A 23,601-nucleotide genomic window follows, 5' to 3' on the forward strand; every position below is an offset into this window, starting at 1 on the left:
TAAAATATTCCACACAATTTATCAAATATAAGAGGCAAAAATGTTCACAGAACTAATACGACCACGATTTTTAGAAACTGATGCTTTAGGGCATATAAACAATAACACTTATGGCGTGTGGTTTGAATCTGCACGTGACCCTATTTTTCATATCTTTATGCCAAAGGTTGATGTGAAGAAGTGGAATCTTGTGATGGCTCACAGCTCTTTTGATTTTTTAAAAGAGGTATTTTGGGGTAAGGAAGTTATTGTTAAAACTGCTATTTCAAAGATAGGCAACTCTTCACTTGAGTTATGCCATGCTGTTTACCAAGAGGGTAAACTTTGTACTACTGGAAAGTGCGTGCTTATTCACTATAACTTTGAGACAAAAGAGTCTGTGCATATTCCAGAAAACATAAGAGAAGAGCTTGAAAATCATCTTTTTACTCTACCTTGGCATGGGACATTAAAAGAGTTAGAAGAGTTTGTAAAGAGTGGTAAAAACTAGAAGTTCTAGCTTCTTTTACTCAAATATAAACGGTATTACAGAAGCTACAAGAAGTATTGCCATAGTCATATTGAACTTTCTTACATGACTCTCCTCTTTTATAAATCTTTTCAAAGCTACGCCACCTATAGTCCAAGTGTTGGTAGAAAGCATTCCTGAGAGTAAAAAGATAAAAGATATGATTAGTACTTGAGTTATACTATCATTTTTTGAAGTTACGAAAATAGATATAGAAGTTAATGACATAATCCAACCCTTTGGATTTATCCACTGAAATAGTGCTGCTTGTATAAAAGTAAAAGGTTTACTTTTGTGTTTTATTTGCATACCTCCTTTGCTTGTGGCTATTTTATATGCCATCCACAAGAGGTAAACTATCCCTACTACTTTAAGTACTTTTAAAACTATTGGAAACTTTTCAAATATAATCCCAAAACCTAAGCCTACAAGTAAAATCATCAAAGAAAAACCTAATGTTACTCCAAGTATATGAGGAATAGTTCTTTTATACCCAAATGTAAGTCCAGAAGATAAAAGCATGATATTATTTGGTCCTGGAGTCATAGTACTACTTACAGTAAATGTTGCAATAGAAAGTAGCATAGTAAAGGTATAAAACTCTTGCAAATGAACTCCTTTTTAATTTGTGAGGTGATTATATCTGTTAAAATATTTTTACTCTATACATATCTTGATATAAAAGTTATCTATTCTTGCTAAATATTATCTTTATAATATGATATAATTTTTTATGATAAAAATAAACCACTTAGACCATCTTGTATTAACTGTCAAAGATATAAATAAAACTGTTGAGTTCTATACTCAAATCTTAGGTATGGAAAAGGAGATTTTTAAAGGCTCTCGCATAGCATTAAAATATGGTAATCAGAAAATCAATCTTCATGAATTAGGAAATGAATTTGAACCAAAAGCTTTTAATGTAAAAGATGGAAGTGCAGACTTGTGTTTTATAGTGGATACAAAAATAGAAGAGGTAAAAGAGTTTTTAGAGTCCAAAAATGTAGAAATCATAGAAGGAATAGTTCCAAGAACTGGTGCAATGGGTAATATAAAATCTATTTATATAAGAGACCCTGATATGAATTTAGTGGAGCTATCAAACTATTAGTCACTCTTTCTCATCATAAAAGAGTTTTATCAGAAGTAGTGTTAAGACAAAGAACAGTGAATTTAAAATAAGATAGAGGCTATCTAAAAGTTCTGATGTTATTGAACTATCTGTTTGATATTGAAAATTAATCAAATCAACTATTCCTATAGAAAGAAAATAAGAAAAAAGTATAGCAATCGATAATTTGAAAGCTTTTTTTGTATTTATAGCTAACATATATGTATCCTAAATAATTTATATATATTATTTTAGGATAAAGACGTCACATATCACGTCACAAAAAGGCTAAATTTTAGAATTTACTTTCATCATGATAAAACTCATTTACATCATTAAAGCCCTCTAAGAAGTAAAGGAAAAATGCTACATCGTCAATTTCATTTAAACTTATTTTTCCTTTGAGACTTGGCATAGTATCAAAATGTTTTATTATCCCTTCAAGACAGATAGTTTTTGCTTTATTTGGATAATAAAGATAATCTTTTACAAAGTCAGTAGTCTCAATAATGTGAAACTCAATATCTTGCATACTACCTATTTGACTCTTTAGTCTAAAAGATATTTCATTTCCTGTTGGAGCTTTTAGGTTTAGAAGTTTGTTATCTTCATCAATAAAGTTTTTCATCAAAAGTTGTATATCCATGTACTTTACGTGGCATTCAGCACATTTTTGTTCAAAAACTTTTTCTCCTTTTTCATACTTTTGCCTATCAAATTGTTCTGGTAAGGCATAAATGAAACTAAAAATTATAGAAAAGAGAGCTAAAAATCGCATACTTACTCCTTCTTGTTTTATCAATACTAAAATAGTACGTAAATTTTATAAAATTATAATTATAAAAAAGATGTTAAATATTTGATATAAGAAATATTTTATTTCTTTTTACAATTTATTATTTTTTGTTGAAAAATATAATTTTTTTGGATACAATTGATAGATTTCATTAAAGAGAGATAAATGAGTGCAATTAAACAGATTATTTTTTTAACACTTCTTTTAATAGCCGTAATGGTTGGTTGTGTGTATACATACATTAATCAATATGAAATCCAAACAGATACTACAATAACTGCAACTTCTCAAGAAGAGACAAAAAATACAGAAGAAATAGAAGAAAAAGTAACTAAAGAAATAACAGAAAATGAAGAAGTTATTACAAAAATTGAAGAAAAAGCAAATGAGAAGATTGAAAAAAATATAGAAGAAACTAAAGAGATTGAAACTCCTAAAGAAAAAGAAGTAAAAGAGAAAAAGATAATAGAAAAAAAGAAAGAAGAGCCAGTTCTTTCAGAAAAGATACCACAAGAACAAAAGATAGAAGAGTTATCTAAAAAGATTCAACCTAAAAAGATACAAAATAACAAAACTCAAGAAGAGATAGATAATATTCTTTCTAAAGAGAAGATATTTTTCAAAAGATTAGGTACAGATATCACAGAAAAAAGTTACAAAGTTGTTCAAGATATAGCAAATATTTTATTAAAAAACCCAAACGTAAAAGTTGAAATAGGTGGGCATACTGATGCTAAAGGTGCAGATGATGTTAATGAATGGGTATCTCTACAAAGAGCAAAAAGTGTAAGAAAAGAGCTAATTAAGCTTGGAGTTTCAAAAGATAGAGTTACTGCAAAAGGTTATGGTGAAACTAAACCTTTGGTACCTAATGATAAAAATGGTTACTCTTTTGAAAACAGAAGAGTAGAATTTAAAATAATTGAGGAATAAGTATGTTGATGATTGCTTCTAAGATAGTTTTTTGGTTACTTGCTGTGTCTATACTTTCTATGTATATTGGATTTTTAATTGGAAAAGTAAGATATAAGAAAAAGCCAGTAAGTTATGAAATCAATCCAATCTTGCGAAAACCTGGAAATATTTATAACAAACCTTTTATTTTAGGGAATCCAAGACCTACTGGTAAAGATGACTTAAAAGAGGTAGAAGGTATTGATAGAGATATGGAAATCAAGTTAAACGCACTTGGAATTTTTCATATTGAACAAATAGCAAAATGGAGTGATAAAAACATAGATTGGATAGAAGAGTATTTTTCTATTGATAATCGAGTTATCGAAGAAGAGTGGGTTGAAAAAGCTAAAGTAATTACAAAAAGATAGAACTTATTTTTCTATCTTTTCTTCTAAAAGATTTTTAACACAACACTCAATCATATCAAAAACTTTATCAAAGCCCTCAAAGCCATCAAAAAAATATGGATCAGGTACATCTTCTCCCTCATATCCATAATCACCTATCAAAAGTGCAGTTTTGCATCCTAACTCTTTTAGTGAAGCTATATTTTTTGAATCAAGTCCTACGATTAGATCAAACTTTTTAAAATCATCTTTACTAACTTGTCTTGCTTTATAATTTGAAATATCAAGTCCTCTTATTTTAGCAATTTTTTGAGAATCAGGACATGGGGCATCACCTATGTGCCAAGATCCTGTTCCACAAGAGTCTACTTCTATATTGTAACCTTTTTTTTGTGCATAATCTCTAGCTATTGCTTCTGCAAGTGGTGACCTACATATATTTCCTAAACAAACAAATAAAATCTTCATGTTATTGTATACCTACATCTAAATATTTTCTCATAAGTTTTATCTCTTTTAAATCTATTGTTTTAGAGATAATCTCTTTGTTATCATCTATTGTTACATCTCCAAAGGGAGTGATAATAGCAGAACCTTTTGCGCAAGACTCATCTGCACTATCACTTGCAATAACAAAACACTGATTTGCAACAGCCAAGGCTTTTGATAGTGTCTCATAGTTGTCTTTTCTTTTTGCTCCCCACATAGCAGGAATCAAAATAATATCTGCACCTTTTAATTTCTGCCAATAGTCTATAAATCTAAGTTCAAAACAGACAAGAACTCCAATTTTAAGTTCATCTATCTCAAAAAGTTTTATATCCTCTTCTCTACCGCTTTCAAAATATTTATTTTCATCATTTAGTGCAAAGAGTTTTATTTTTGACTGTTTATGTATGATTTTACCCTTATGAAAAATATAAAAGGTATTGAAGTAATCTTCACACTCTTTATTTGTCATAGTTAAACTAATCGTTCTCTCTTTTGATAATAGGGTAAGCTTTTCTATGGCCTTTTTAGTAAACTTTCCTGCTTCTATTATTCTTCCATAGGCATAACCTGTAAGGCTTAACTCAGGTGCTAAAATAAATGACTCTTTTGGAGTTTGTAAAATAAGCTCTTCAAGATGGTCTAAATTATCTTGAAAGTTTGTACTAGGTTTAGTTTGAAGAGTTATTAAGTTCATTTTTACTTCTTGCTATTAGTTCATTAATTTTTGTTTCATAAAGTTTTGCAACTTCAAGGTCTGTTGACTCAAATCTTGTCACAAGTACAGGGGTAGTATTTGAAGCTCTTACTAATCCCCAACCTTGTTCAAATATTATTCTTACTCCATCAACTTCTATGATATCTAAGATTTTAGGAAAGTCATCTCCTACTGTTATTAGATTCTTTTTAATTTGGTGCATTAAATCAAATTTCTCTTCTTCTGTTGTTTCTACTTTTATCTCTTCTGTGGAATACACTTTTGGTAAAGAGTCAATCTCTTTATCTATGTCCATACCATCATGTATAAGTTCCAAGAGTCTAAATGTAGCATAAATTGCATCATCAAAACCATAATATCTATCATTGAAAAAGATATGCCCTGATACCTCTGCTGCCATATCTGCATTTAGCTCTTTTAGTTTTACTTTTAGATTTGAGTGACCAGTTTTATACATAACTGCAGTTCCACTTTCATTGATTCTATCATACATGATTTGTGTACATTTTACTTCACCAATGATTACTGGATTTTTCATAGTTTTTGCAAAAAGTAGTGCCATTATGTCACCTTTTACATTATGATTTTTAGTTAAAAATGCGATTCTATCAGCATCTCCATCATAGGCAAAACCATACTCATAATCACCTTTTAGCTTTTCTATTACATCTTTTAAGTTCTTTTCTTCACTTGGATCTGGATGATGATTTGGGAAAGTTCCATCTGGCTCACAATATAAGGCATCATAGTTTAGTTCAAGTGTATCTAATATATCAGTTAAAACAGTATCTGCAACTCCATTTCCACAATCAATTATAAGCTTTTGTTTCATACCTTTTAGGTGTGCAAACTCTGCAATCATGTAGTTTTTATATAAACTTTTTACATCTATTTCTTTAAACGAAGTGTTATTTTCGATAAGCATATCTTGATTATTAGTGATTTCTTCACCCATAGCATATATGTCTTCACCAAAGAAGGGTGCATTGTTAATAGTTATTTTAAAGCCATTATAAGGACTTGGATTATGGCTACCTGTTATCATAACTGAAGCATTTGGTAAAACTGAATCAAACTCTTGGAAAGAGGCAAAATAATTAACCCCTGTTGCTACCATCCCCATACCTAAGACTTGACAACCTGCTTTATTAAACCCAGATGTAAGGTAAGAAAAAAGTTCAGGAGAGTGGGTTCTTGCATCATAACCAATTACAACAGTAGGTTTTGTAGTTTTTACTCTTTTAATGGTTTCTAAGCCTAAGTAATAACCAATAAGCTTTGAACTTTGCTCATTTAGCTCATTTCCAACAATCCCTCTAATATCATATTCTCTAAAAATACTTTTATTTATCACGTATCTACCCTATTTTTTTTTAGATTATATCTAAAAGTTATTTTATGGAAGATTTAGTAAATTTTTTTATTTATTATGATAAACTTTGTTATGCAAAAATTATTAATAATTATAACTCTTATTTCATCTCTATATTCTTCTTCATTGATATCCCCTATTCCCACAAATGAAGATTATGATATAAATAAAGCACTTATTGGGAAAAAATTATTTCATGAAAAAAGGTTGAGTATTGATAATACAATATCTTGTTCCTCTTGCCATATAATAAATGAAGGAGGAGATGATAATAGGAAGTTTTCCCTTGGCGTTGATAACAAAAAGGGAAATATAAATTCTCCAACTGTATTAAACTCAAGATTTAATCTTTCACAGTTTTGGGACGGTAGAGCAAAGGATTTAAAAGAACAAGCCCTTGGTCCTATTCACAATCCTCTTGAAATGGGTAATAATTTTGAAAATATTATAAATAAATTAAAAAATGATGATTATTACAAAGAGGCTTTTAAAATCTACAAAGATGGAATGACACAAGATAATATAGTAGATGCAATAGTAGAGTTTGAAAAAGCACTTATAACCCCACACTCAAAATTTGATAGATATTTATTAGGAGACAAAGATATATTATCAACTGATGAAAAAGAGGGCTTTGAGCTCTTTAAAGATTATGGTTGCATATCTTGTCATAATGGAGTTAATATTGGTGGAAATCTTTATCAAAAGATGGGAATAATAAAAGAGTATAAAATCAAATCAGGTAATTTTGGACGATATAACGTCACTAAAAATGAAGAAGATAAATATTATTTTAAAGTCCCAACACTAAGAAATATAGAACATACAGCTCCTTATATGCATGATGGCTCTGAGGAGAATCTAAAAGAGACAATAAAAGTGATGATTGAGTATCAAGTTGGAATAATCCCAAGTGATGAAGAGATAGATAAAATTGAAATCTTTTTAAAAACATTAAATGGGGATACTCCCACTATTATGGTAGATGAATGAGAAGTACATATTTTGTTGCATTTTTCTTTTTATTGTTAATTAGTAGCTTAATATATAATATTGTAGAAGATAATAGAAGAGTAAGTAACTATTTTGATTTTGATGAATATATAGCAGATATTGTAGTAATAGATAATAACTTTAATAAATTTATAAGTAGTGATATTGGATTTATAAACTTTGATTTTATTAATGATCAAATTGAACGTGCAAACTTTAATATAAAGAAAATAAAAGAGGCAAATATTTTTGATAATATTGCAGATAGAAGCTTAAAAAAAGAGTTTTTATCTGTATCAGAGTTATTAAAAAAGAAAATGAGAATAATTGAAAGATTAAAATCTCATAATGCCATTTTAAATAATTCACTTAGAAATAATATAAAAATCATTGAGCAAATTGAAGATAAAAGATATTTAAATATTTTTGTAAAAATAGTAGCATTAAATTTTAGTTCTGACCCGTCAATGGATTCCTTAAAAGAACAGCTTGAAGAATTGATTCCCAAAAATAGGTTTCAAGAGCTTTTTTTAGTACACAGTAAGATTATAATTAAAAAAATGAAAGAGTATAAAGCCCTAAAAGAGGATGGTTCAGTATTAGCTTTTGGAAGAGAGTTGGAGAGTTTTGAAAAGAATTATTCAAGTCATACTAAAGAGTTAATTTTAGGAATCAAAAATATAATTTTAGCTCTTTTATTTTTACTATCTATTTTAATATTTGGATTTTTGTATTATTCATATAAGGTTTTAAAAAGCCAACTTGAACTAAAAAGATTTAAAAATGCAGTTGATAACTCTAACAATTTTGTTGTAGTTACCAATAAAGATAAAAAAATAAAATATATAAATAAGAGTATGTCTTCAGTTACTGGATACTGTCTAAATGAAGTTATAGACAAAACACCAGCTATTTTTGCTGCTGGAATTATCCCCGAAGATTACTACAAACAGATGAATGAAGATATTTATTCAGGTGAAAAATGGACAGGTGAATTTATAAATAAAGATAAAGAGGGTAATCTTATTTATGAAAAAGCGACAATTTCTCCTATATTTAATGAGTCTGGTAAAATTGAAGAGTTTTTAGCAATTAAACAAGATGTTACTAAAGAAAAAGAGATATTAAAATCCCTTAAAGAAAAAGACCATAGATTAACGCAACAAGCCAGAATGGTAATTATGAATGAGATATTAAACTCTATTGCACATCAATGGAGACAACCTTTATCTATAATCTCAACAGCTGCTAGTGGACTACTTATACACAAAGAATATGGTACTTTAAATGATAAGTTATTTAAAGACTTAACTGATTCTATTATGAATAACTCCCAATATCTATCTCAAACTATAGATAACTTCAAATCATTTTTTAAAACAGGTAATGAGGTAACTATATTTAATATAAGAAATAGTTTTGAAAAGTCTTATAAACTAATAGAGTATAGACTTAGTAATCTTCAAATAAAATATATTTTTAATTGTGATGAGGGTTCTATTGTATTAAAAGGAATTGAAAATGACCTAATACAAGTTTTTGTAAATATTCTAAATAACTCTATGGATGCTTTAGAAAACTTAGGAAATATGACAAAACTTATTTTAGTAGACATAAGTAAAGACGAAAACAATGCTTATATAAAAATTAAAGATGATGCTTTGGGGGTGAGTGAGGAGATTATAAGTAAGATATTTGAACCATATTTTACTACAAAACACAATTTCCAAGGAACTGGTATGGGCTTATATATTTCTCACCAAATTATAGTAGAGCAGTTTAAAGGTGATATCTCTTTAGAGAATATAACATTTTCATGGAATAAAGCTCAGTATAAAGGGGTAGAGTGCGTTATTACTATCCCACTTTCAGATGATAATTTTGAAAATGAGAGACCTACTTTAGGGGCAAATTAGAATTATCTAATTTGTCCATTACCATAAATTTTGAATTTAAATGTTGTTAAATCATTGATTCCCATAGGTCCTCTTGAATGAAGTTTATTAGTAGAAATCCCAACTTCAGCACCAAGCCCAAAAGCACCACCATCAGTAAATCTTGTACTTGCATTTGCATATACACAAGCAGAATCTACTTCATTTAAGAATTTAGTTATACTGCTATAATTCTCACTTATAATCGCTTCTGAGTGACCAGAACCATATTTTGAGATATGACCTATAGCCTCATCCAAATCTTTTACAATTTTGATAGATAAAATATTTGCTAAATACTCTGTATCGTAGTCATTCTCACTTACACAATGAATATCTATGTACTCTCTTGTATTACTACAACCTCGCAGTTCTGTATCGTTTTGCATAAAAGCTTCATGTAGTGGAGGTAAAATATATGCTGCTACATCTTTATGTATTAGGAGTGTTTCCATAGCATTACAAACACCTGGTCTAGAGCACTTTGCATTTATTGAAATAGAGATTGCCTTTTCATGGTTTGCATCTTTATCAATATAAGTATGACATACCCCTTTATCGTGTTTTATAACAGGAACACTAGAGTTTTTACTTATATATTTTATTAGGGCTTCTCCACCTCTTGGGATAATTAAATCAACATATTTATCTTCTTTTATTAACTTAGCTACTCCTTCTCTTGAAGAGTCAGGTAATAAAGATATAGCATTTTGTGGAAGACCATTGTTATCTAGTACATTCCTTAAAATAGTTGCAATAGCTTTATTTGAATGTTCTGCTTCTTTTCCACCTTTTAAAACACAAACATTTCCACTTTTAAAACATAAAGCTGCTGTATCACTAGTAACATTTGGTCTACTTTCATAAATGATACCAATTACGCCAATAGGAACAGATACTTTTTGAATATTTAATTCATCTTCTGTAATCCAGCCCTCAAGCGTTCTTCCTACTGGGTCTTTTAGTGTGGCTATCTCTTTTATAGCTTTTGCCATACCCATAACTCTCTCGCCTGTTAAAAGTAATCTATCCATTAAAGCAGCATCTAGATTATTTACTCTGCCATTTTCCATATCTTTTTCATTGTGGTTAATGATATAATCACAGTGCTCGATTATAGCATCTGCCATCTCATTAAGTACTCTGTTTTTTACTTCACCACTTAGAGTTGAGATATGTCTGCTTGTTTTTTTTGCTTCCACTAAGAATTGTTGCATGAAACTCTCTTTTATATTTATTATAAATTTTCTCTATTTTATCTAAAAAACTCTTTATCTATTTTTTTCAACATCTATAATTGTATTTTTTAAGATGTTTATTATATTATCTTTATCAATTTGGTTTAGGTCCAAAATAAGGTTAAATCCAGTTTGTTCTTCTATTATAGTACTATTACTGCTACTTGAAATCACTTCATATGTTTGTATAGGATGAGCTATACCTTTTACTTGTAACTCCTCTTTTTTCTCACATTGAATATTATCTTTTATTAGTATGTAGGTTTCACTTGATATTAAAACTTGGTCAGGTCTTGCATTTGATTCCAATCTTGAGGCTAGATTTACAACCCCTCCAATAATAGTATAATCAAGTCTATTTTTAGAACCAAAATTCCCAACTGTACAGTAACCACTATTTATCCCCATTCTTATATGAAAAGGTTTACTAATACCATCTTTTTGCCATTTAATACGGAGTTTACTCATCTCTTCTTTCATCTCAATTGCCATATTAATACAAGAAATAGCATCTTGGGCTTTTCCATTGGAAAGAGGATCCCCAAAGAAGACCATGATACTATCTCCAATATACTTATCAATAGTTCCCCCGTGTTTTATAGCAACAGTAGACATAATATCTAGGTATTCATTTAAGATTCCAGTTAAGGTTTCTGTTTCAACACTATCAGTTATGTCTGTAAATCCTTTAATATCTGAGAAAAACACTGTCAAATATTTTCTTTTAGATTCTATTTGTACATCTTGTTTTCCACTAAAGATTGATTCAAAAAGTTGAGGTGAAAGATATTTTGCAAGTTTGTTTGATAGGTTTTCTAGGATATCTTTTTGTTTTTGGATATTTTCTAAGGCACCTTGTAATTCATTTGTTCTTAGTTTGATTTTCTCTTCGAGGGTATTTTGGTGTTCTTCAATATTTTGAGCCATATTATTAAAAGTTGTAGCGATTTCACTAAACTCTTTATCCTCTTTTATAACTATAGTTGAACTATAATCTCCATCTTTTAATCTTTTAACTCCACTATTTAATTTACGTATGATACTAGTAAGCTTAGATGAGATATATAGTGTCAATGCAATAGTTATTAAAATAATTGTAATAACCAAGATAATTTCGATAAAAGAGACTTTACTTAAAAATTGTTCTGCCACTTCTTCTATTTTTATCTCGATTGCTGTAGATACATCTCTATTTTCTTTTAGAATTTTTATAAGTCTAGCTGTTAAAACTTTTTCTTCTTTTTCGATATTGTGAATATTTATAGCTAAATTACCTACAATTTCTACAGTTTTTTTGTATCCTGTAAAAAGAGGAAGAAGGTTTAAATTATCATTTCTTTTAAACTCTGAAATAATTTCATCAATAGATGTTATCCATTTTTGAAATGTTTTTGTATCTTTATGTTGATAAAGTGTCTCTTTACTGTAGTATCTAAGATTTCCAAACTCTTGTATAAGTGTTAGGTTGTTTGTCTTAAAGATAAGTTCTTGGAGTAATTTTCTTTTTTCATTTTCTTTTGGATAAATTTTAGTAAATAGCTCATTATGATATATATGTTTGTTTTGGAACTTATATATATCATCAAATATAAGTTCAATTGTATGTTCATTCTCAAAGAGATTATTTAAGGATTTTAAGATATTTTTGTTTTGACGAATATTGGGTAAGATATAATCAACCAAATCTTTGTGATCTTTTTTAGATATATCTTCCCTTAGTAACTCAAAATCATTTTCGTAGCTAATAAACTTTTCTTTTATTTCTTTTAGTTTTTCTAATGAATTTTCTACTGTTACTATGTTAATTAATTCATTCATATCTTCTTGAATATTAATTAACTTTGAAACCTGTTTTGCAAAACTAGAGTTTTCTTTCATATGGTATGTTGTTATCATACTCAATGCACTAATAGAGATAATAAAAACAACTAGAATTACAAAACTAAAAACTACTTTTTTTCTTATATTCATTATGTCTCTTCATTTTTTAAATTAGTAGACTTAATGATATTATATTTTAACTAAATATCTTCCTGATGCTTTTCCTGCAATAAGTGATTCATATGCTACTTTTATTTCATCTAGTGTAATTTCATTTGTTAGTTTTTCTAAAGTATCTATTTTAAAATCACCTGCGATTTTTTCCCAAGCGGCAATTTTTTTCTCGATTTTACACTCTACAGAATCAATCCCTATAAGTCTAACACCTCTTAAAATAAATGGAAAAACATTTGTATTTAATTCAAATGATGAGGTTAATCCACAGCAAGTTACAACACCATCATATTTCACAACCTTTAAAGCTTCTGCTAAAATATTTCCTCCAACAGTATCAATTACACCATCAAATTTTTCACTTCCCATTGGTCTTTTATTTTCTACATCAAACTCATTTCTCAATATCACTTCACTAGCACCTAATTCTTTTAAAAATGGTATTTTATCCTCTTTACCACTAATAGCAGTTGTATTAAATCCAAGTTTATGAAGTATACTTATGGCTATACTTCCAACACCACCAGTTGCTCCTGTTACTAGAATATTACCTTTTGTGATACCATTATTAAGTAACTCATTTACACTTAATGCTGCTGTTAATCCAGCAGTTCCATAAATCATAATCTCTCTATCACTTATCGTTTTAGGAATTTTAACTACCCAAGAATCTGGTACTTTTACAAACTCTTGATGACCTCCATCTGTATTCATCCCCATATCATAACCAGTAACTAAAACTTTTTCTCCTACAGAAAATTTTTGTGAATTTGATTTTTCAATCACTCCCGCAACATCAATACCTGTTACATGTGGGAAGTTTCTTGTAACTCCTGGATTACCAACTGAACTTAATGCATCTTTATAATTTAATGATGAATATGTCGCTTTTATTAAAACTTCATTTTCAGAAATTTCTGGAACCTCAATATCTTTTAGTCCTGATTCAAATTTTTTATCTTCTATTTTTTCTACTATATATGCTTTCATTTCTTTCTCCTATTTACTTATACTGAAACTTTAGCTAAAATTAGACAAAAGAACAAGAACCTACAAAAAGAATAGGTACTATCTAAAAGTATAGTTAGGAAAGATTATGGTTAAAAAAATAGAAAATAGTATTATTGATAAGTGTCCAGTAGAGACGGCTCTTGATGCCTTGTCTGGAAAGTGGAAAATTCTTATTTTATGGTATTTAAGAGCTGAAAAAAAAAGATTTAACGAATTAGAAAAACTTCTTCCTCGAACAACTCAAAAGATGTTAATTCAAAAATTAAGAGAGTTAGAAGAGGATGGAATTGTTCATAGAGAAGTTTATCCTGTAGTTCCTCCCAAAGTGGAGTACTCTTTGACTGAATATGGGCAAACCCTAAAGCCAATTTTAAAACAACTCTATTTATGGGGTGAGATACATAAAAATAAGAATTAAATTTATTTTTTTTATTAGTTTTATTTTGAAGTAAGTTTTTAAAACTTATTGATATAATATCTCAAAAATAATGGTTTAAATTATGAATTCTAAAAAAGTACTAATTCTAGATGAGTCCAAAATATCTAAAGAGAGACTTGTTCTTTTAGCTACTAGTATAACAAACTTTGAAATTGATACTCCTGTTGATGTTAAAAGTGCAAAAGAATTATTTGATAATCACACTTATGCGTTTATCATACTTGAGCACAATTGTAAGATATCAGATGAATTTATGACTTATGTATTGAGTTTAAATCCAAAACAAAAAATGATTTTATTAAGTGATAGTATTAATTGTCCCGTAGATTGTGATACCTGTGTGGATACATTCAAGTTTATTAGACTATTAAAACCAATTAGCATTGATAATATTGTGAAATATTTGTTAAATGGTGATAATGAAAACTTTATTTGTCCAAATAAATATAGATTTGATAATATAGATAGTTTAGAAAAACTTTATGACTTTGTATATTTAGATGAAAATTTTTACTTTACGCAAAAAGAGTTAAAAGATGATACTTTATATATAAGAACAAAGCTAAGTGGAACTCTACGGTTTGAAGAATTGGCAAAAATTGAAGATAATGTAAATAAAAAGTATTTTAATCTAACTTTTACAGAAGATAATGATATCGCTATAACACAGAATTGAATTTTTTTAGTAAAAAATAAACTATAGTACTAATTCCTGCACTTGAAATTACCATTGTCATTATCATTATTTGATATCTTACAGCAATCAAGGGATCAACACCAGAGAGTATTTGCCCTGTCATCATTCCCGGAAGGGAAACCAAGCCAACTGCTAGTAAAGAGTTTATTTGAGGTATCATACAGGCTTTAAACGCTATCTCCCTAGCTTTTTCAAATATAACTTCTCTACTTATCTCTTTTTCATATCTCTCAATTGCTAAAGATAGAGCATTCATAGTGTTTGCAAATATCATCCCAGCAATTGGTATTACAAATCTTGGTTCATAAAACTCTTCTAAATCAAGTACAAAACCTATAATTAAAACAAGATGAATAAGTCCAGATATTCCAATGGATATAAAAATAATAGAGTAATGTTTTAGTGACCTATCTTGTGTATTTCTAAGGGCTATCCAAGTGGATACACTAACCATAAATAAAATTATAAGTAGCCCTATAAAGTTGTCTTTTTTCTCAAATAAAAGAATAAGAAAGTATCCTATTAAAAGTAGTTGGAAAATCATTCTAATAGTTGATATAAGTATTTCAGATTTATCGTTTGTCCATTTATTGTAATAGTACCAAACAATTAAAAGGGGAATAAGTGTTAATGATAGGTTAAAAAATGGAATTGTCTGCATTTTTAACTTTTCAATAAGTCCTTTAGGCTATCAATAGGACTTTTACCATCAAGTATCTTTTTTACTTCATTGGCAATGGGAGCATAAATATTGTTTTCTAATGATAATCTATGTATTGCTTCAGCTGTTTTTACACCTTCTGCCACTTCTCCAAGCTCTTCTAAAATCGCATCTAAGCTTTTCTCTTTTGCTAAGCCAAGACCAACTCTATAGTTTCTACTCATTGTTGAACTAGCTGTTAAAAATAGATCCCCTGCTCCACTTAGACCTAAAAAAGTAGACTTCTTTGCCCCAAATACTTTTGCAAATCTTTCCATCTCTACTAAACCCCTAGATATCAAAGAAGCTCTTGCATTGTTTCCTAGATTTAAGCCATCACAAATACCACTTGCAATTGCTAAGACATTTTTATATGCCCCTGCAACTTCTGCACCTATTACATCTTTTGAGTAGTATGTTTTTAAATAGTCTGGAAAAAAGTGACTAAACTCTTTGTATAGTTTTTTTGATTTGGAGTTTATTACAATTGCTGCTGGTAATGCTTTTATTACTTCTGCTGCAAAGGAAGGTCCAGAGATAAAACCTATGTGTTTATTGGGAACAAACTCTTCATAAATCTCATTTAGAAACTTTCCACTTGAGGCTTCAATACCCTTTGAGGCTACAAGTATTTTTTGACCTTTATAAACAAAGTTTTCTTTTAGCCACTTTTTTATCTCTTGGGCTGGAATTGCTATTATTAAATATTCACAATCCATTGTAGTTTTTAAGTCAACAAAGTTTTTTATATCTTTTGTTGTTCTTGAAGTTATATATACCTCTTGTTTTAGGCTAAGGGCAAAATGAAGTGCTTGTCCCCATTTACCAGCACCTATAACTGCAATAGATTTCTTTTTCATTTATGCTAATCTTTGTTTTAAAAGTTCATTTACTTTTTGAGGGTTTGCACTTCCTTTAGAAGCTTTCATAGTTTGTCCCACAAAAAATGCCAATAATTTTTCTTTCCCTGCTTTATATTCTGCAACCTTTTCTGGATTATTTGCCAGAATTTCATCAATTATTGCAAAAAGTGCTCCATCATCAGAAACTTGTTTTAATCCAAGTTTTTCAATAACTTCATCAACACTTGCTTCATTTTCCATTAGGTAGTCAAGTACTTCTTTTGCTGCTTTTCCTGAGATAGTATTCTCTTCAATAGCCTTTACAATAGTTGCAAGTTTTTTAGCTTGAACTGGTGAAGTCTCTAAAGTAACTCCCTCTTTTAATCTTCCTTGCAGTTCTACAGTTAGCCATGTAACTGCATTTTTACCACTGATTTGCTCTTCTAACATCTCTTCAAAAAAGTGAGCCATTTCAAGTTGGCTTGTAATTACACTTGCATCATAATCTTTAATTTGATAATCTTTTACAAATCTAGCTTTTTTCTCATCTGGAAGTTCAGGGATTTGTGAATATTTTTCCAGCATTTCATCTGTGATAATTACAGGTCTTAAGTCTGGGTCTGGAAAATATCTATAATCAGCAGCATCCTCTTTCCCTCTCATAGATCTTGTTTCACCTTTTTCAGGGTCAAAAAGTCTTGTTTCCTGTACAATCTCACTTGAGTGAATACCATCTTCCCATGCTTCAATATGTCTATTTACTTCATAAGCAATAGCTTTTTCAATAAACTTAAATGAGTTCATATTTTTTATTTCACATCTTGTGTAAAGGTTAGTATCGCCCTTTGGTCTAATAGATATATTAACATCACATCTAAAAGACCCTTCTTGCATATTAGCATCACTAATTCCAAGATATCTAACTATTGAGTGAAGTTTTTTAAGATATAAAATTGCCTCTTGTGCAGTTCTCATATCTGGTTCACTTACTATTTCAAGTAGAGGCGTTCCAGCTCTATTTAAATCCACATGAGAAACATCTCCTGCATGGATGTTTTTACCTGCATCATTTTCTAAATGAGCTCTTGTAACACCAATAGTCTTTTGGCTTCCATCATCAAAATCAATAATTAATTCTCCAAGTCCTACAACAGGAACTTCAAATTGAGAGATTTGGTAACCAGATGGTAAATCAGGATAGAAGTAATTTTTTCTATTAAATATTGATTTTTGATTAATCTTTGATTTTAATGCAGTCCCTAACATAATTGCTTTATGAACAGCTTCTTTATTTAGTACAGGAAGTGCTCCTGGAAGACCTAGGCATGTAGGACATACATTTGTGTTTGGTTCTTCTCCAAAACTAGTTGCACATGAACAAAAAAGTTTACTATTTGTGTTTAACTGTACATGTACCTCAAGACCTATTACTACTTCAAACATCTAATTCCTTTATCTTATTATTTTTATATCAGCAGTTAATTTTAATTTTTCAAAATACTCTTTTAAGAATTTTTGTTCTCTTTCACTCATAAGAGTATTGAAAATTTTACTTTTCACATCTTCAAATTTCAAAGTTGTAACTCCGATTTTGTTTTTTACATAAAACATTACAAAGTTTTTATCAGCTGTAAAAATAGGAGTAAAAGTTCCATTTTTAGTATCATTTAGAAGAAATTTTAGTTGTGGGTTTAATTTATCTTGCTCTAAAGTAAAATCTTTTTTAACAACATCTTTAAATACTGCCATTGGATTTTGTGCTATTGTTATTAAGGCTCTTTTATTTTTAGAAGCATATTGTGTTACCTCAATTGCTGAAGCTGCTGTGAACATATTTTGATTATTGTTATAGTAAATTTTCAAATCTTCTTCTGTGGCAATTACTAGGTTTCCACGTACTAATTTATCTATTAGTTTTCTTTTTAAAAGTTCTTTTTTAGTTTGAGCTTCAAACTCATCATAGTTTTTATTCTTTTGTCTTATGATTGATTTAAAGGCATATAAATCCATACCATTTGATGCAGCTATTTTTTCTAGGTAGTTATTTAATTCAAATATATCTACACTAATACCTTGCTTTTCTAATTCTTGAGTATATAGAATTTCATCAACTAATAAGCCAACTGCATCCATTTTTTTAAGTTTTGTTTCGGCCATTTTTTCATTGATATCACTTATCGTAATTGGTTCATCATTTACAGTTAGTGCTAGACCATTAATAATTTCTGCATTTGAAATAGTGAATGTTGCTAATAAAGTCAATAGAACTCTTTTGGCAAAAAGTTGGATATTCTTATCTTTCATCATTTAATCCTTTTTTATAAAGCAAATATTCTACCACAAAGTTGGTAAAATATTTGTTTGACGAAAGTTTTGTTTTTTAAATCTTAGAAGAGCTACATCTATTTACTAGATATAAAATAGAGTTATAATCAAGTTCTGATTCTTCACTCAATCCTATTTCACAAGTTTTAGATGTGGAAAATGCTAATTTTGCACCTGCTGTTTGCTGTTTTAAACTGCTAAGTGCAGATTTGTTTAATTCAGGAAAATTAAACCCTCTATCCCCTGCAAAACCACAACATTTTACATCAGCTGGAACTATTACTTCATTTGCACACAGTTTTGCCAGAGTTATAAACTTTTCATGTAGTCCCATTTTTCTTGAACTACAAGTTGAGTGGATAGTTATGGGTTCATCTATTTTAGTAAACTCTAATTCATTTACCACATAATCTAAACAAAACTCAATAGGCTCATAAATCTTAATATCACTTATAAAGCTTTCATGCATCTTTTTCGTACATGGACTTGTATCACAAAGTATTGGATACTCTCCATTATTACTAACTTCTATTAAGGCTTTTTCTAGCTGAGTTGATTTTTGCTCTGCTTGTTTTGTGAAACCTTTTGAAGAAAAAGGCATACCACAACATAACTCTTCAAGTGCTTTTGGTAAGATGATTTCAAAACCAGCTTTTTGTAAAACCTCTATTGTTGTATCATATAGACTTTTTTCTTCTTGTGAAAAACTACTTTGTCCCATGGTTCTACTAATACATGAAGGGAAATATACTATTTTTTTCTCACTAGCTTTATTTGAAAATCTTTTATTTATGCTCAATCCACTAGGAAGTGTTGCACTCCATTTGGGAGTTCCTAATAGTTTTCTAGAATTACTTGTAATTCCTGTCATTAATGAACTTCCAATTAATGAGTGTACAAAGTTTGCACTTTTTAGACCCACTCTCATCCCACTTAATGTTGTAGCAAAATTATTTGCAATAAAAGTTGCAATCTTATCTTGGGTAGGAGTTATTCTTTCATGTCTTAAATATTTTGTTAAAGCTCCTGTATCAATCCCCACAGGACAAGCTGTTGAACATAAACTACAAGTTGCACAAGTCTCTAAACCATCATAAACATATGCCTCTTTTAGTTCTTCGGCCTCTTTTTGCTCACCTATTGACTCAAGTCTACTAATCTCTCTATTTGCAACTATTCTATGTCTTGGTGTAAATGTAATGGCATTTGATGGACACATTGGTTCACAAAATCCACATTCAATACAAGTATCAACTAAATCATTGGTTGCAGGTAGTGGTTTTAGGTCTTTAAGGTGGGCTTGTTTGTCATGGTTGATAATTACACCAGGATTTAAAATACCTGTTGGATCGAAAAGGTTCTTAATATTTTCCATCATATCAAAAGCAACTTTCCCCCACTCTAGCTCTATAAACGCAGCCATATTTCTACCTGTCCCATGCTCTGCTTTTAGACTTCCTTGATATTTGACAGCTACGGAATTTGTAACATCATTCATAAACTCGTCGTATCTTTTTATCTCTTTTTCATCATTGAAGTCTTGTGTAAATACAAAGTGGAAATTTCCCTCTAGGGCATGTCCAAAAATAAGTGCTTCATTGTAACCGTGTTTTTCAAATAAGTTTTGAAGTTCAAGTGTAGCTTGGGCTAATGATTCTATTGGATAAGCAACATCTTCAATTATTACAGTTGTTCCTATTTTTCGTATTGCTCCAACAGCTGGGAAAAGTCCTTTTCTTATTTTCCAAAAAAGTGTGTACTCTTCTACTTTTGTAGTAAACTTTATAGGTCTTACTGTTTTAAATTCACTTAAAGTATTTTCTATATCTTTTGTTTGTGTTTTTAAATCTTTTTTTAGATTTGCTCTTGTTTCTACTAATAAAGCGGTTACTTTATTATCAAAATCTTTTAGATACTCTGGCATTCCATCTTTATCTTGAACTGATTTTAAAGCTTTGTTATCCATAAGCTCAACCGCATCAACAACTATTTTTTTATCATCTTTTGCTAGTTTCATTTTAGATACTGCATTACAAGCATCTTCTATATTTTCAAAAAATATTAAAGTACTAGCTTTATTTGGATAATCTTCAACAGTGTTGTAAGTCACCTCTTCAATAAATGCTAAAGTACCTTCACTCCCAATGATTAAGTGAGATAAAATATCAAATTCATCTTCATAATCAATAAGAGCATTTAAAGAGTATCCACAGGTATTTTTTATCTTGAATTTTCTTTCAATTAAAGCTTTTAATTCTTTATCATGGCTTGTCTTACTTGCTAACTCTTTTAAGTTGGCTAAAAACTCTTTATGTTGGTGTCTAAATCTTTTTTTAGACTTCTCAGAAGCTGTATCTAGTTTTGTCCCATCAGCCATTATAAGTTTTATTGACTTTAGTGTTTTATATGAGTTTTGTGATATCCCACAGCACATTCCTGAGGCATTGTTTGCTGCAATTCCACCTATCATAGCTGCGTTTATACTAGCTGGGTCTGGACCTATCTTTTTGTTAAACTCTTTTAATATATTATTTGCTTGTTCACCTGTAAGTGCAGGCTCTAGACTTATATAACTTTTATCATCTGCTAGTTTAAAATTGGTAAATTTTCTTGAAGTAATTAGTAAAATAGAGTCACTAATTGCTTGACCTGAAAGAGATGTACCTGCTGCTCTAAATGTAATAGGTAGTTTTCTTTTGTAGGCTTCTTTTATGATAAATTGTACTTCATCTGAATTGTCTGCTTTTATAACAATCTTAGGTAGCAATCTATAAAAAGAGGCATCTGTTCCATATACTAAAGTATGAAGTTTATCTGTGAAAATTTGATTTTTTTCAATTCTTGCAGAGATAGTTTCTAAAAATTCTTGGTAGTTTCCTTCTAACATTCTAAATCCTTTTTAATTTTTTTTTGTTAATTAAAAAAAATAATTTATTCAAGGCGAGGTACAGTATAAATTCTTTGTTGTGGGTCATTTATAAAAGAGTTCATTATGTCACTTTGTTTTAAAATAATATTTAATAATAATTTTAAAAATTGTAACATAATACTCTTCTTTTTATTTAGTTAGTAATAGTCATTCCAAAGAATTCTGGATAGAATGCAACTATTGCTAAGATTATAACTTGTATAGCAATAAAAGGTAAAACACCTTTGTAAATCTGAGTTGTCCTAACACTAGCTGGCGCACACCCTTTTAGATAGAAAAGGGAGAATCCAAATGGTGGGGTCAAAAATGATGTTTGTAAATTCATAGCAATTAAAATCGCAAACCAAACAGGGTCAATTCCAAGTGTTTGTGAAACAGGAATTAAAATAGGAACAATGATATATGAGATTTCTATAAAGTCGATAAAGAAACCTAAAACTAGTATTGCTAACATTGTAAATAGAATGAATCCCCATTTTTCATCACCAGGAAGATTAAGCATAAAGTGTTCAACTATCTCTTCTCCACCTGTATATGAAAATACCATAGAAAATGCTGTTGCTCCAATTAAAATACCAAATACCATAGATGTGATTTTTACTGATTCTAGTGCTGCTTCTTTAACCATTCCTGTAGAGAATGTTTTATAAAGTAATGCTAATCCAATTGCACCTAAACAACCAACTGCTGCTGATTCAGTAGGAGTTGCTATCCCTGCAAAAATTGAACCTAAAACCAATACAATAAGTGTTAAAGATGGAACAATATCAATTAGAGCTTTTTTAACTTGTTGTTTTTTATTACCTCTACTTGCATCAGCTGGAATTGCTGGTGCCATATCTTTATTAAAATATGAAACAACTAATATAAATAATATATAAGCACCAACTAGTGCAAGTCCTGGTCCAACGGCTGAAGCAAATAAATCCCCAACAGGAACTTGAAATACATCTCCTAGGATAATAAGTACAATAGACGGAGGGATAATTTGCCCTAGTGTTCCCGAGGCACAAATAGTTCCTGTAGCTAATGGTACACTATATTTATATTTCATCATTACAGGAAGTGATATAACACCCATAGCAACAACAGAAGCCCCAACTACACCAGTTGAAGCAGCTAAAAGCGCACCAACTAGAACAGTAGAGATAGCAACTCCACCTCTAATCTCTCCAAATAAGAAGCCCATAGATTCTAATAGTTTTTCTGCAAGACCAGTTTTTTGTAAAACAATACCCATGAATATAAACATAGGAATTGCCATAAGAATTGTATTTTGTTGAATTGAATAAATTCTAAAAGGCATATAATCAAACATTAATACACCTTCATACAGACCTTCTGTAATAATTGGTATTAATCCTTGACTTAGTTCCATATAAGACATAACTTCCACAATACCTGCAATCATTCCAAAAAATACTGAAACAGCAGCAAAAGTAAAGGCAACGGGAAAACCAATTAACAGCATGAAAAGTGCTGTAAAAAACATAATTATACCAATCATTTTGATTCTCCTTTTTCATCAATATCAACAACATGATGTTTATGTTGTTCTAACTCTTTTTTTAAGTTTTCTATTTCACCTTTTAAATTATAATCACAAGAAGGATGAATACCTTTATAGACATTTAAATTTTTAATAAAATATCCAATTGATGTGATAACTAAAAGTAAAAATGATAATGGAATTAGTGCTTTTACAATCCATCTATGCGGTAAGCCACCTGGATCACCACTTTGTTCCATAGATAAAAATGCTTCATAGGCATTGTCAATTGAAGATATACCTACTAAAAATGCAATTGGTAAGATGAATATAACTACACCAATCATATTAATCATAGATTTTTTCTTTTGATTTAATCTATCGTAAATAAGGTCAACTCGAACATGACCATCTTCTTTTAGAGTATAAGCAATACCTAAAAGTATAATTACAGAAAATAGATGCCACTCCATTTCTTGCATAGCAATACTTCCAGATTTAAAAAAATATCTCATGATTACATCATAAAATACGTTTAAAATCATAAGAACCATAGCAATAGCAGTAATACTTCCGATAAAATCAGCAAATCTATCAAAAGCTTTTTCTAGTTTTAACAACATTAAAATTCCTTTGGGGTTTTCAAATAAGTCAGATAAACATACTTTAAAAGTATATTTATATAATTCATACAAACTAATTAATCCC

General features: G+C 29.5%; 24 protein-coding genes. 8 read left to right on the plus strand and 16 right to left on the minus strand.

The window, feature by feature from the left end; translation table 11 throughout:
• Nucleotides 1-40: 40 nt before the first annotated feature.
• Nucleotides 41-490 carry an acyl-CoA thioesterase gene (locus tag ACNI28_RS06810; protein ID WP_419763518.1) on the plus strand — a complete coding sequence of 150 codons (450 nt, stop codon included), beginning with the start codon at nucleotides 41-43 and terminating at the stop codon, nucleotides 488-490.
• Between the two features lie 15 nt (nucleotides 491-505).
• Here ACNI28_RS06810 and ACNI28_RS06815 read toward each other — a convergent pair whose 3' ends face one another.
• Complete coding sequence (locus tag ACNI28_RS06815) at nucleotides 506-1,117, minus strand: LysE family translocator (protein ID WP_419763519.1); 612 nt, start codon at nucleotides 1,115-1,117, stop codon at nucleotides 506-508.
• Between the two features lie 124 nt (nucleotides 1,118-1,241).
• Here ACNI28_RS06815 and ACNI28_RS06820 point away from each other — a divergent pair, with 124 nt between their 5' ends.
• On the plus strand, nucleotides 1,242-1,622 hold the full coding sequence (locus ACNI28_RS06820) for a VOC family protein (protein WP_419763520.1): 381 nt from the start codon (nucleotides 1,242-1,244) through the stop codon (nucleotides 1,620-1,622).
• On the opposite strand, the gene ACNI28_RS06825 is transcribed toward ACNI28_RS06820, so the two are convergent.
• Both ACNI28_RS06825 and ACNI28_RS06830 read right to left on the minus strand, forming a co-directional pair.
• Nucleotides 1,623-1,841 (minus strand): hypothetical protein, encoded by a 219-nt coding sequence (locus ACNI28_RS06825; RefSeq protein ID WP_419763521.1) that lies wholly within the window; start codon nucleotides 1,839-1,841, stop codon nucleotides 1,623-1,625. It abuts the gene before it with no gap.
• A 76-nt stretch (nucleotides 1,842-1,917) separates the two neighbouring features.
• Nucleotides 1,918-2,400, minus strand: coding sequence for a hypothetical protein (locus ACNI28_RS06830; protein WP_419763522.1), 483 nt, complete (start codon nucleotides 2,398-2,400; stop codon nucleotides 1,918-1,920).
• 183 nt (nucleotides 2,401-2,583) lie between these two features.
• On the opposite strand from ACNI28_RS06830, the gene ACNI28_RS06835 reads away from it, so the two are divergent.
• Together ACNI28_RS06835 and ACNI28_RS06840 are read left to right on the plus strand one after the other, a co-directional pair.
• Nucleotides 2,584-3,351, plus strand: coding sequence for an OmpA family protein (locus ACNI28_RS06835; RefSeq protein ID WP_419763523.1), 768 nt, complete (start codon nucleotides 2,584-2,586; stop codon nucleotides 3,349-3,351).
• A 2-nt stretch (nucleotides 3,352-3,353) separates the two neighbouring features.
• On the plus strand, nucleotides 3,354-3,743 hold the full coding sequence (locus ACNI28_RS06840; protein ID WP_419763524.1) for a helix-hairpin-helix domain-containing protein: 390 nt from the start codon (nucleotides 3,354-3,356) through the stop codon (nucleotides 3,741-3,743).
• Nucleotides 3,744-3,746: 3 nt separating this feature from the next.
• Here ACNI28_RS06840 and ACNI28_RS06845 read toward each other — a convergent pair whose 3' ends face one another.
• The 3 genes from ACNI28_RS06845 to ACNI28_RS06855 are packed head-to-tail and all read right to left on the minus strand — an operon-like array spanning nucleotide 3,747 to nucleotide 6,283.
• Entirely contained in the window at nucleotides 3,747-4,190 is a 444-nt protein-coding gene (locus tag ACNI28_RS06845) for a low molecular weight protein-tyrosine-phosphatase (protein ID WP_419763525.1), read from the minus strand.
• Nucleotide 4,191: 1 nt separating this feature from the next.
• On the minus strand, nucleotides 4,192-4,908 hold the full coding sequence (locus ACNI28_RS06850) for a carbon-nitrogen hydrolase family protein (protein ID WP_419763526.1): 717 nt from the start codon (nucleotides 4,906-4,908) through the stop codon (nucleotides 4,192-4,194).
• Complete coding sequence (locus ACNI28_RS06855; RefSeq protein WP_419763527.1) at nucleotides 4,883-6,283, minus strand: phosphomannomutase/phosphoglucomutase; 1,401 nt, start codon at nucleotides 6,281-6,283, stop codon at nucleotides 4,883-4,885. The genes ACNI28_RS06850 and ACNI28_RS06855 overlap by 26 nt, the downstream gene beginning before the upstream one ends.
• 90 nt (nucleotides 6,284-6,373) lie before the next feature.
• On the opposite strand from ACNI28_RS06855, the gene ACNI28_RS06860 reads away from it, so the two are divergent.
• Together ACNI28_RS06860 and ACNI28_RS06865 are read left to right on the plus strand one after the other, a co-directional pair.
• Nucleotides 6,374-7,294, plus strand: a complete 921-nt coding sequence (locus ACNI28_RS06860; RefSeq protein ID WP_419763528.1) for a cytochrome-c peroxidase — start codon at nucleotides 6,374-6,376, stop codon at nucleotides 7,292-7,294.
• Nucleotides 7,291-9,210: a sensor histidine kinase gene (locus ACNI28_RS06865; RefSeq protein ID WP_419763529.1), complete on the plus strand. Its 1,920-nt coding sequence runs from the start codon at nucleotides 7,291-7,293 to the stop codon at nucleotides 9,208-9,210. Before ACNI28_RS06860 ends, ACNI28_RS06865 begins: the two co-directional genes overlap by 4 nt.
• A 2-nt stretch (nucleotides 9,211-9,212) precedes the next feature.
• Here ACNI28_RS06865 and ACNI28_RS06870 read toward each other — a convergent pair whose 3' ends face one another.
• Genes ACNI28_RS06870 through ACNI28_RS06880 form a run of 3 tightly spaced genes read right to left on the minus strand, consistent with a single transcriptional unit; the run spans nucleotide 9,213 to nucleotide 13,451 of the window.
• The gene (locus ACNI28_RS06870) at nucleotides 9,213-10,445 is read right to left on the minus strand and encodes a glutamate-5-semialdehyde dehydrogenase (protein WP_419763530.1); all 1,233 of its coding nucleotides are present in this window, start codon (nucleotides 10,443-10,445) and stop codon (nucleotides 9,213-9,215) included.
• Between the two features lie 54 nt (nucleotides 10,446-10,499).
• Nucleotides 10,500-12,437: an adenylate/guanylate cyclase domain-containing protein gene (locus ACNI28_RS06875; RefSeq protein WP_419763531.1), complete on the minus strand. Its 1,938-nt coding sequence runs from the start codon at nucleotides 12,435-12,437 to the stop codon at nucleotides 10,500-10,502.
• Nucleotides 12,438-12,476: 39 nt separating this feature from the next.
• On the minus strand, nucleotides 12,477-13,451 hold the full coding sequence (locus ACNI28_RS06880; RefSeq protein WP_419763532.1) for a YhdH/YhfP family quinone oxidoreductase: 975 nt from the start codon (nucleotides 13,449-13,451) through the stop codon (nucleotides 12,477-12,479).
• Between the two features lie 106 nt (nucleotides 13,452-13,557).
• Here ACNI28_RS06880 and ACNI28_RS06885 point away from each other — a divergent pair, with 106 nt between their 5' ends.
• A complete protein-coding gene (locus tag ACNI28_RS06885; RefSeq protein ID WP_419763533.1) occupies nucleotides 13,558-13,890 on the plus strand; it encodes a winged helix-turn-helix transcriptional regulator in 333 nt (110 codons plus the stop codon).
• Between the two features lie 82 nt (nucleotides 13,891-13,972).
• A complete protein-coding gene (locus tag ACNI28_RS06890) occupies nucleotides 13,973-14,587 on the plus strand; it encodes a hypothetical protein (RefSeq protein WP_419763534.1) in 615 nt (204 codons plus the stop codon).
• Here the strand turns inward: ACNI28_RS06890 and ACNI28_RS06895 are convergent.
• From ACNI28_RS06895 to ACNI28_RS06925, 7 genes are all read right to left on the minus strand, one after another.
• Nucleotides 14,571-15,269 (minus strand): ABC transporter permease, encoded by a 699-nt coding sequence (locus tag ACNI28_RS06895; RefSeq protein WP_419763535.1) that lies wholly within the window; start codon nucleotides 15,267-15,269, stop codon nucleotides 14,571-14,573. The genes ACNI28_RS06890 and ACNI28_RS06895 overlap by 17 nt on opposite strands.
• Nucleotides 15,270-15,271: 2 nt before the next feature.
• Nucleotides 15,272-16,168, minus strand: a complete 897-nt coding sequence (locus ACNI28_RS06900) for an NAD(P)H-dependent glycerol-3-phosphate dehydrogenase (RefSeq protein WP_419763537.1) — start codon at nucleotides 16,166-16,168, stop codon at nucleotides 15,272-15,274.
• Nucleotides 16,169-17,593, minus strand: a complete 1,425-nt coding sequence (gene gatB / locus ACNI28_RS06905) for an Asp-tRNA(Asn)/Glu-tRNA(Gln) amidotransferase subunit GatB (protein ID WP_419763538.1) — start codon at nucleotides 17,591-17,593, stop codon at nucleotides 16,169-16,171.
• A 9-nt stretch (nucleotides 17,594-17,602) separates the two neighbouring features.
• Nucleotides 17,603-18,454: a peptidylprolyl isomerase gene (locus ACNI28_RS06910; RefSeq protein ID WP_419763539.1), complete on the minus strand. Its 852-nt coding sequence runs from the start codon at nucleotides 18,452-18,454 to the stop codon at nucleotides 17,603-17,605.
• Nucleotides 18,455-18,530: 76 nt separating this feature from the next.
• On the minus strand, nucleotides 18,531-21,362 hold the full coding sequence (locus ACNI28_RS06915; protein WP_419763540.1) for an FAD-binding and (Fe-S)-binding domain-containing protein: 2,832 nt from the start codon (nucleotides 21,360-21,362) through the stop codon (nucleotides 18,531-18,533).
• A 175-nt stretch (nucleotides 21,363-21,537) separates the two neighbouring features.
• On the minus strand, nucleotides 21,538-22,911 hold the full coding sequence (locus ACNI28_RS06920) for a TRAP transporter large permease (RefSeq protein ID WP_419763541.1): 1,374 nt from the start codon (nucleotides 22,909-22,911) through the stop codon (nucleotides 21,538-21,540).
• On the minus strand, nucleotides 22,908-23,516 hold the full coding sequence (locus ACNI28_RS06925) for a TRAP transporter small permease subunit (protein ID WP_419763542.1): 609 nt from the start codon (nucleotides 23,514-23,516) through the stop codon (nucleotides 22,908-22,910). Before ACNI28_RS06925 ends, ACNI28_RS06920 begins: the two co-directional genes overlap by 4 nt.
• Nucleotides 23,517-23,601: the final 85 nt, after the last annotated feature.

Source organism: Arcobacter denitrificans (SeqCode), assembly GCF_048571185.1.
In the GTDB taxonomy this organism is placed as follows: domain Bacteria; phylum Campylobacterota; class Campylobacteria; order Campylobacterales; family Arcobacteraceae; genus Arcobacter; species Arcobacter denitrificans.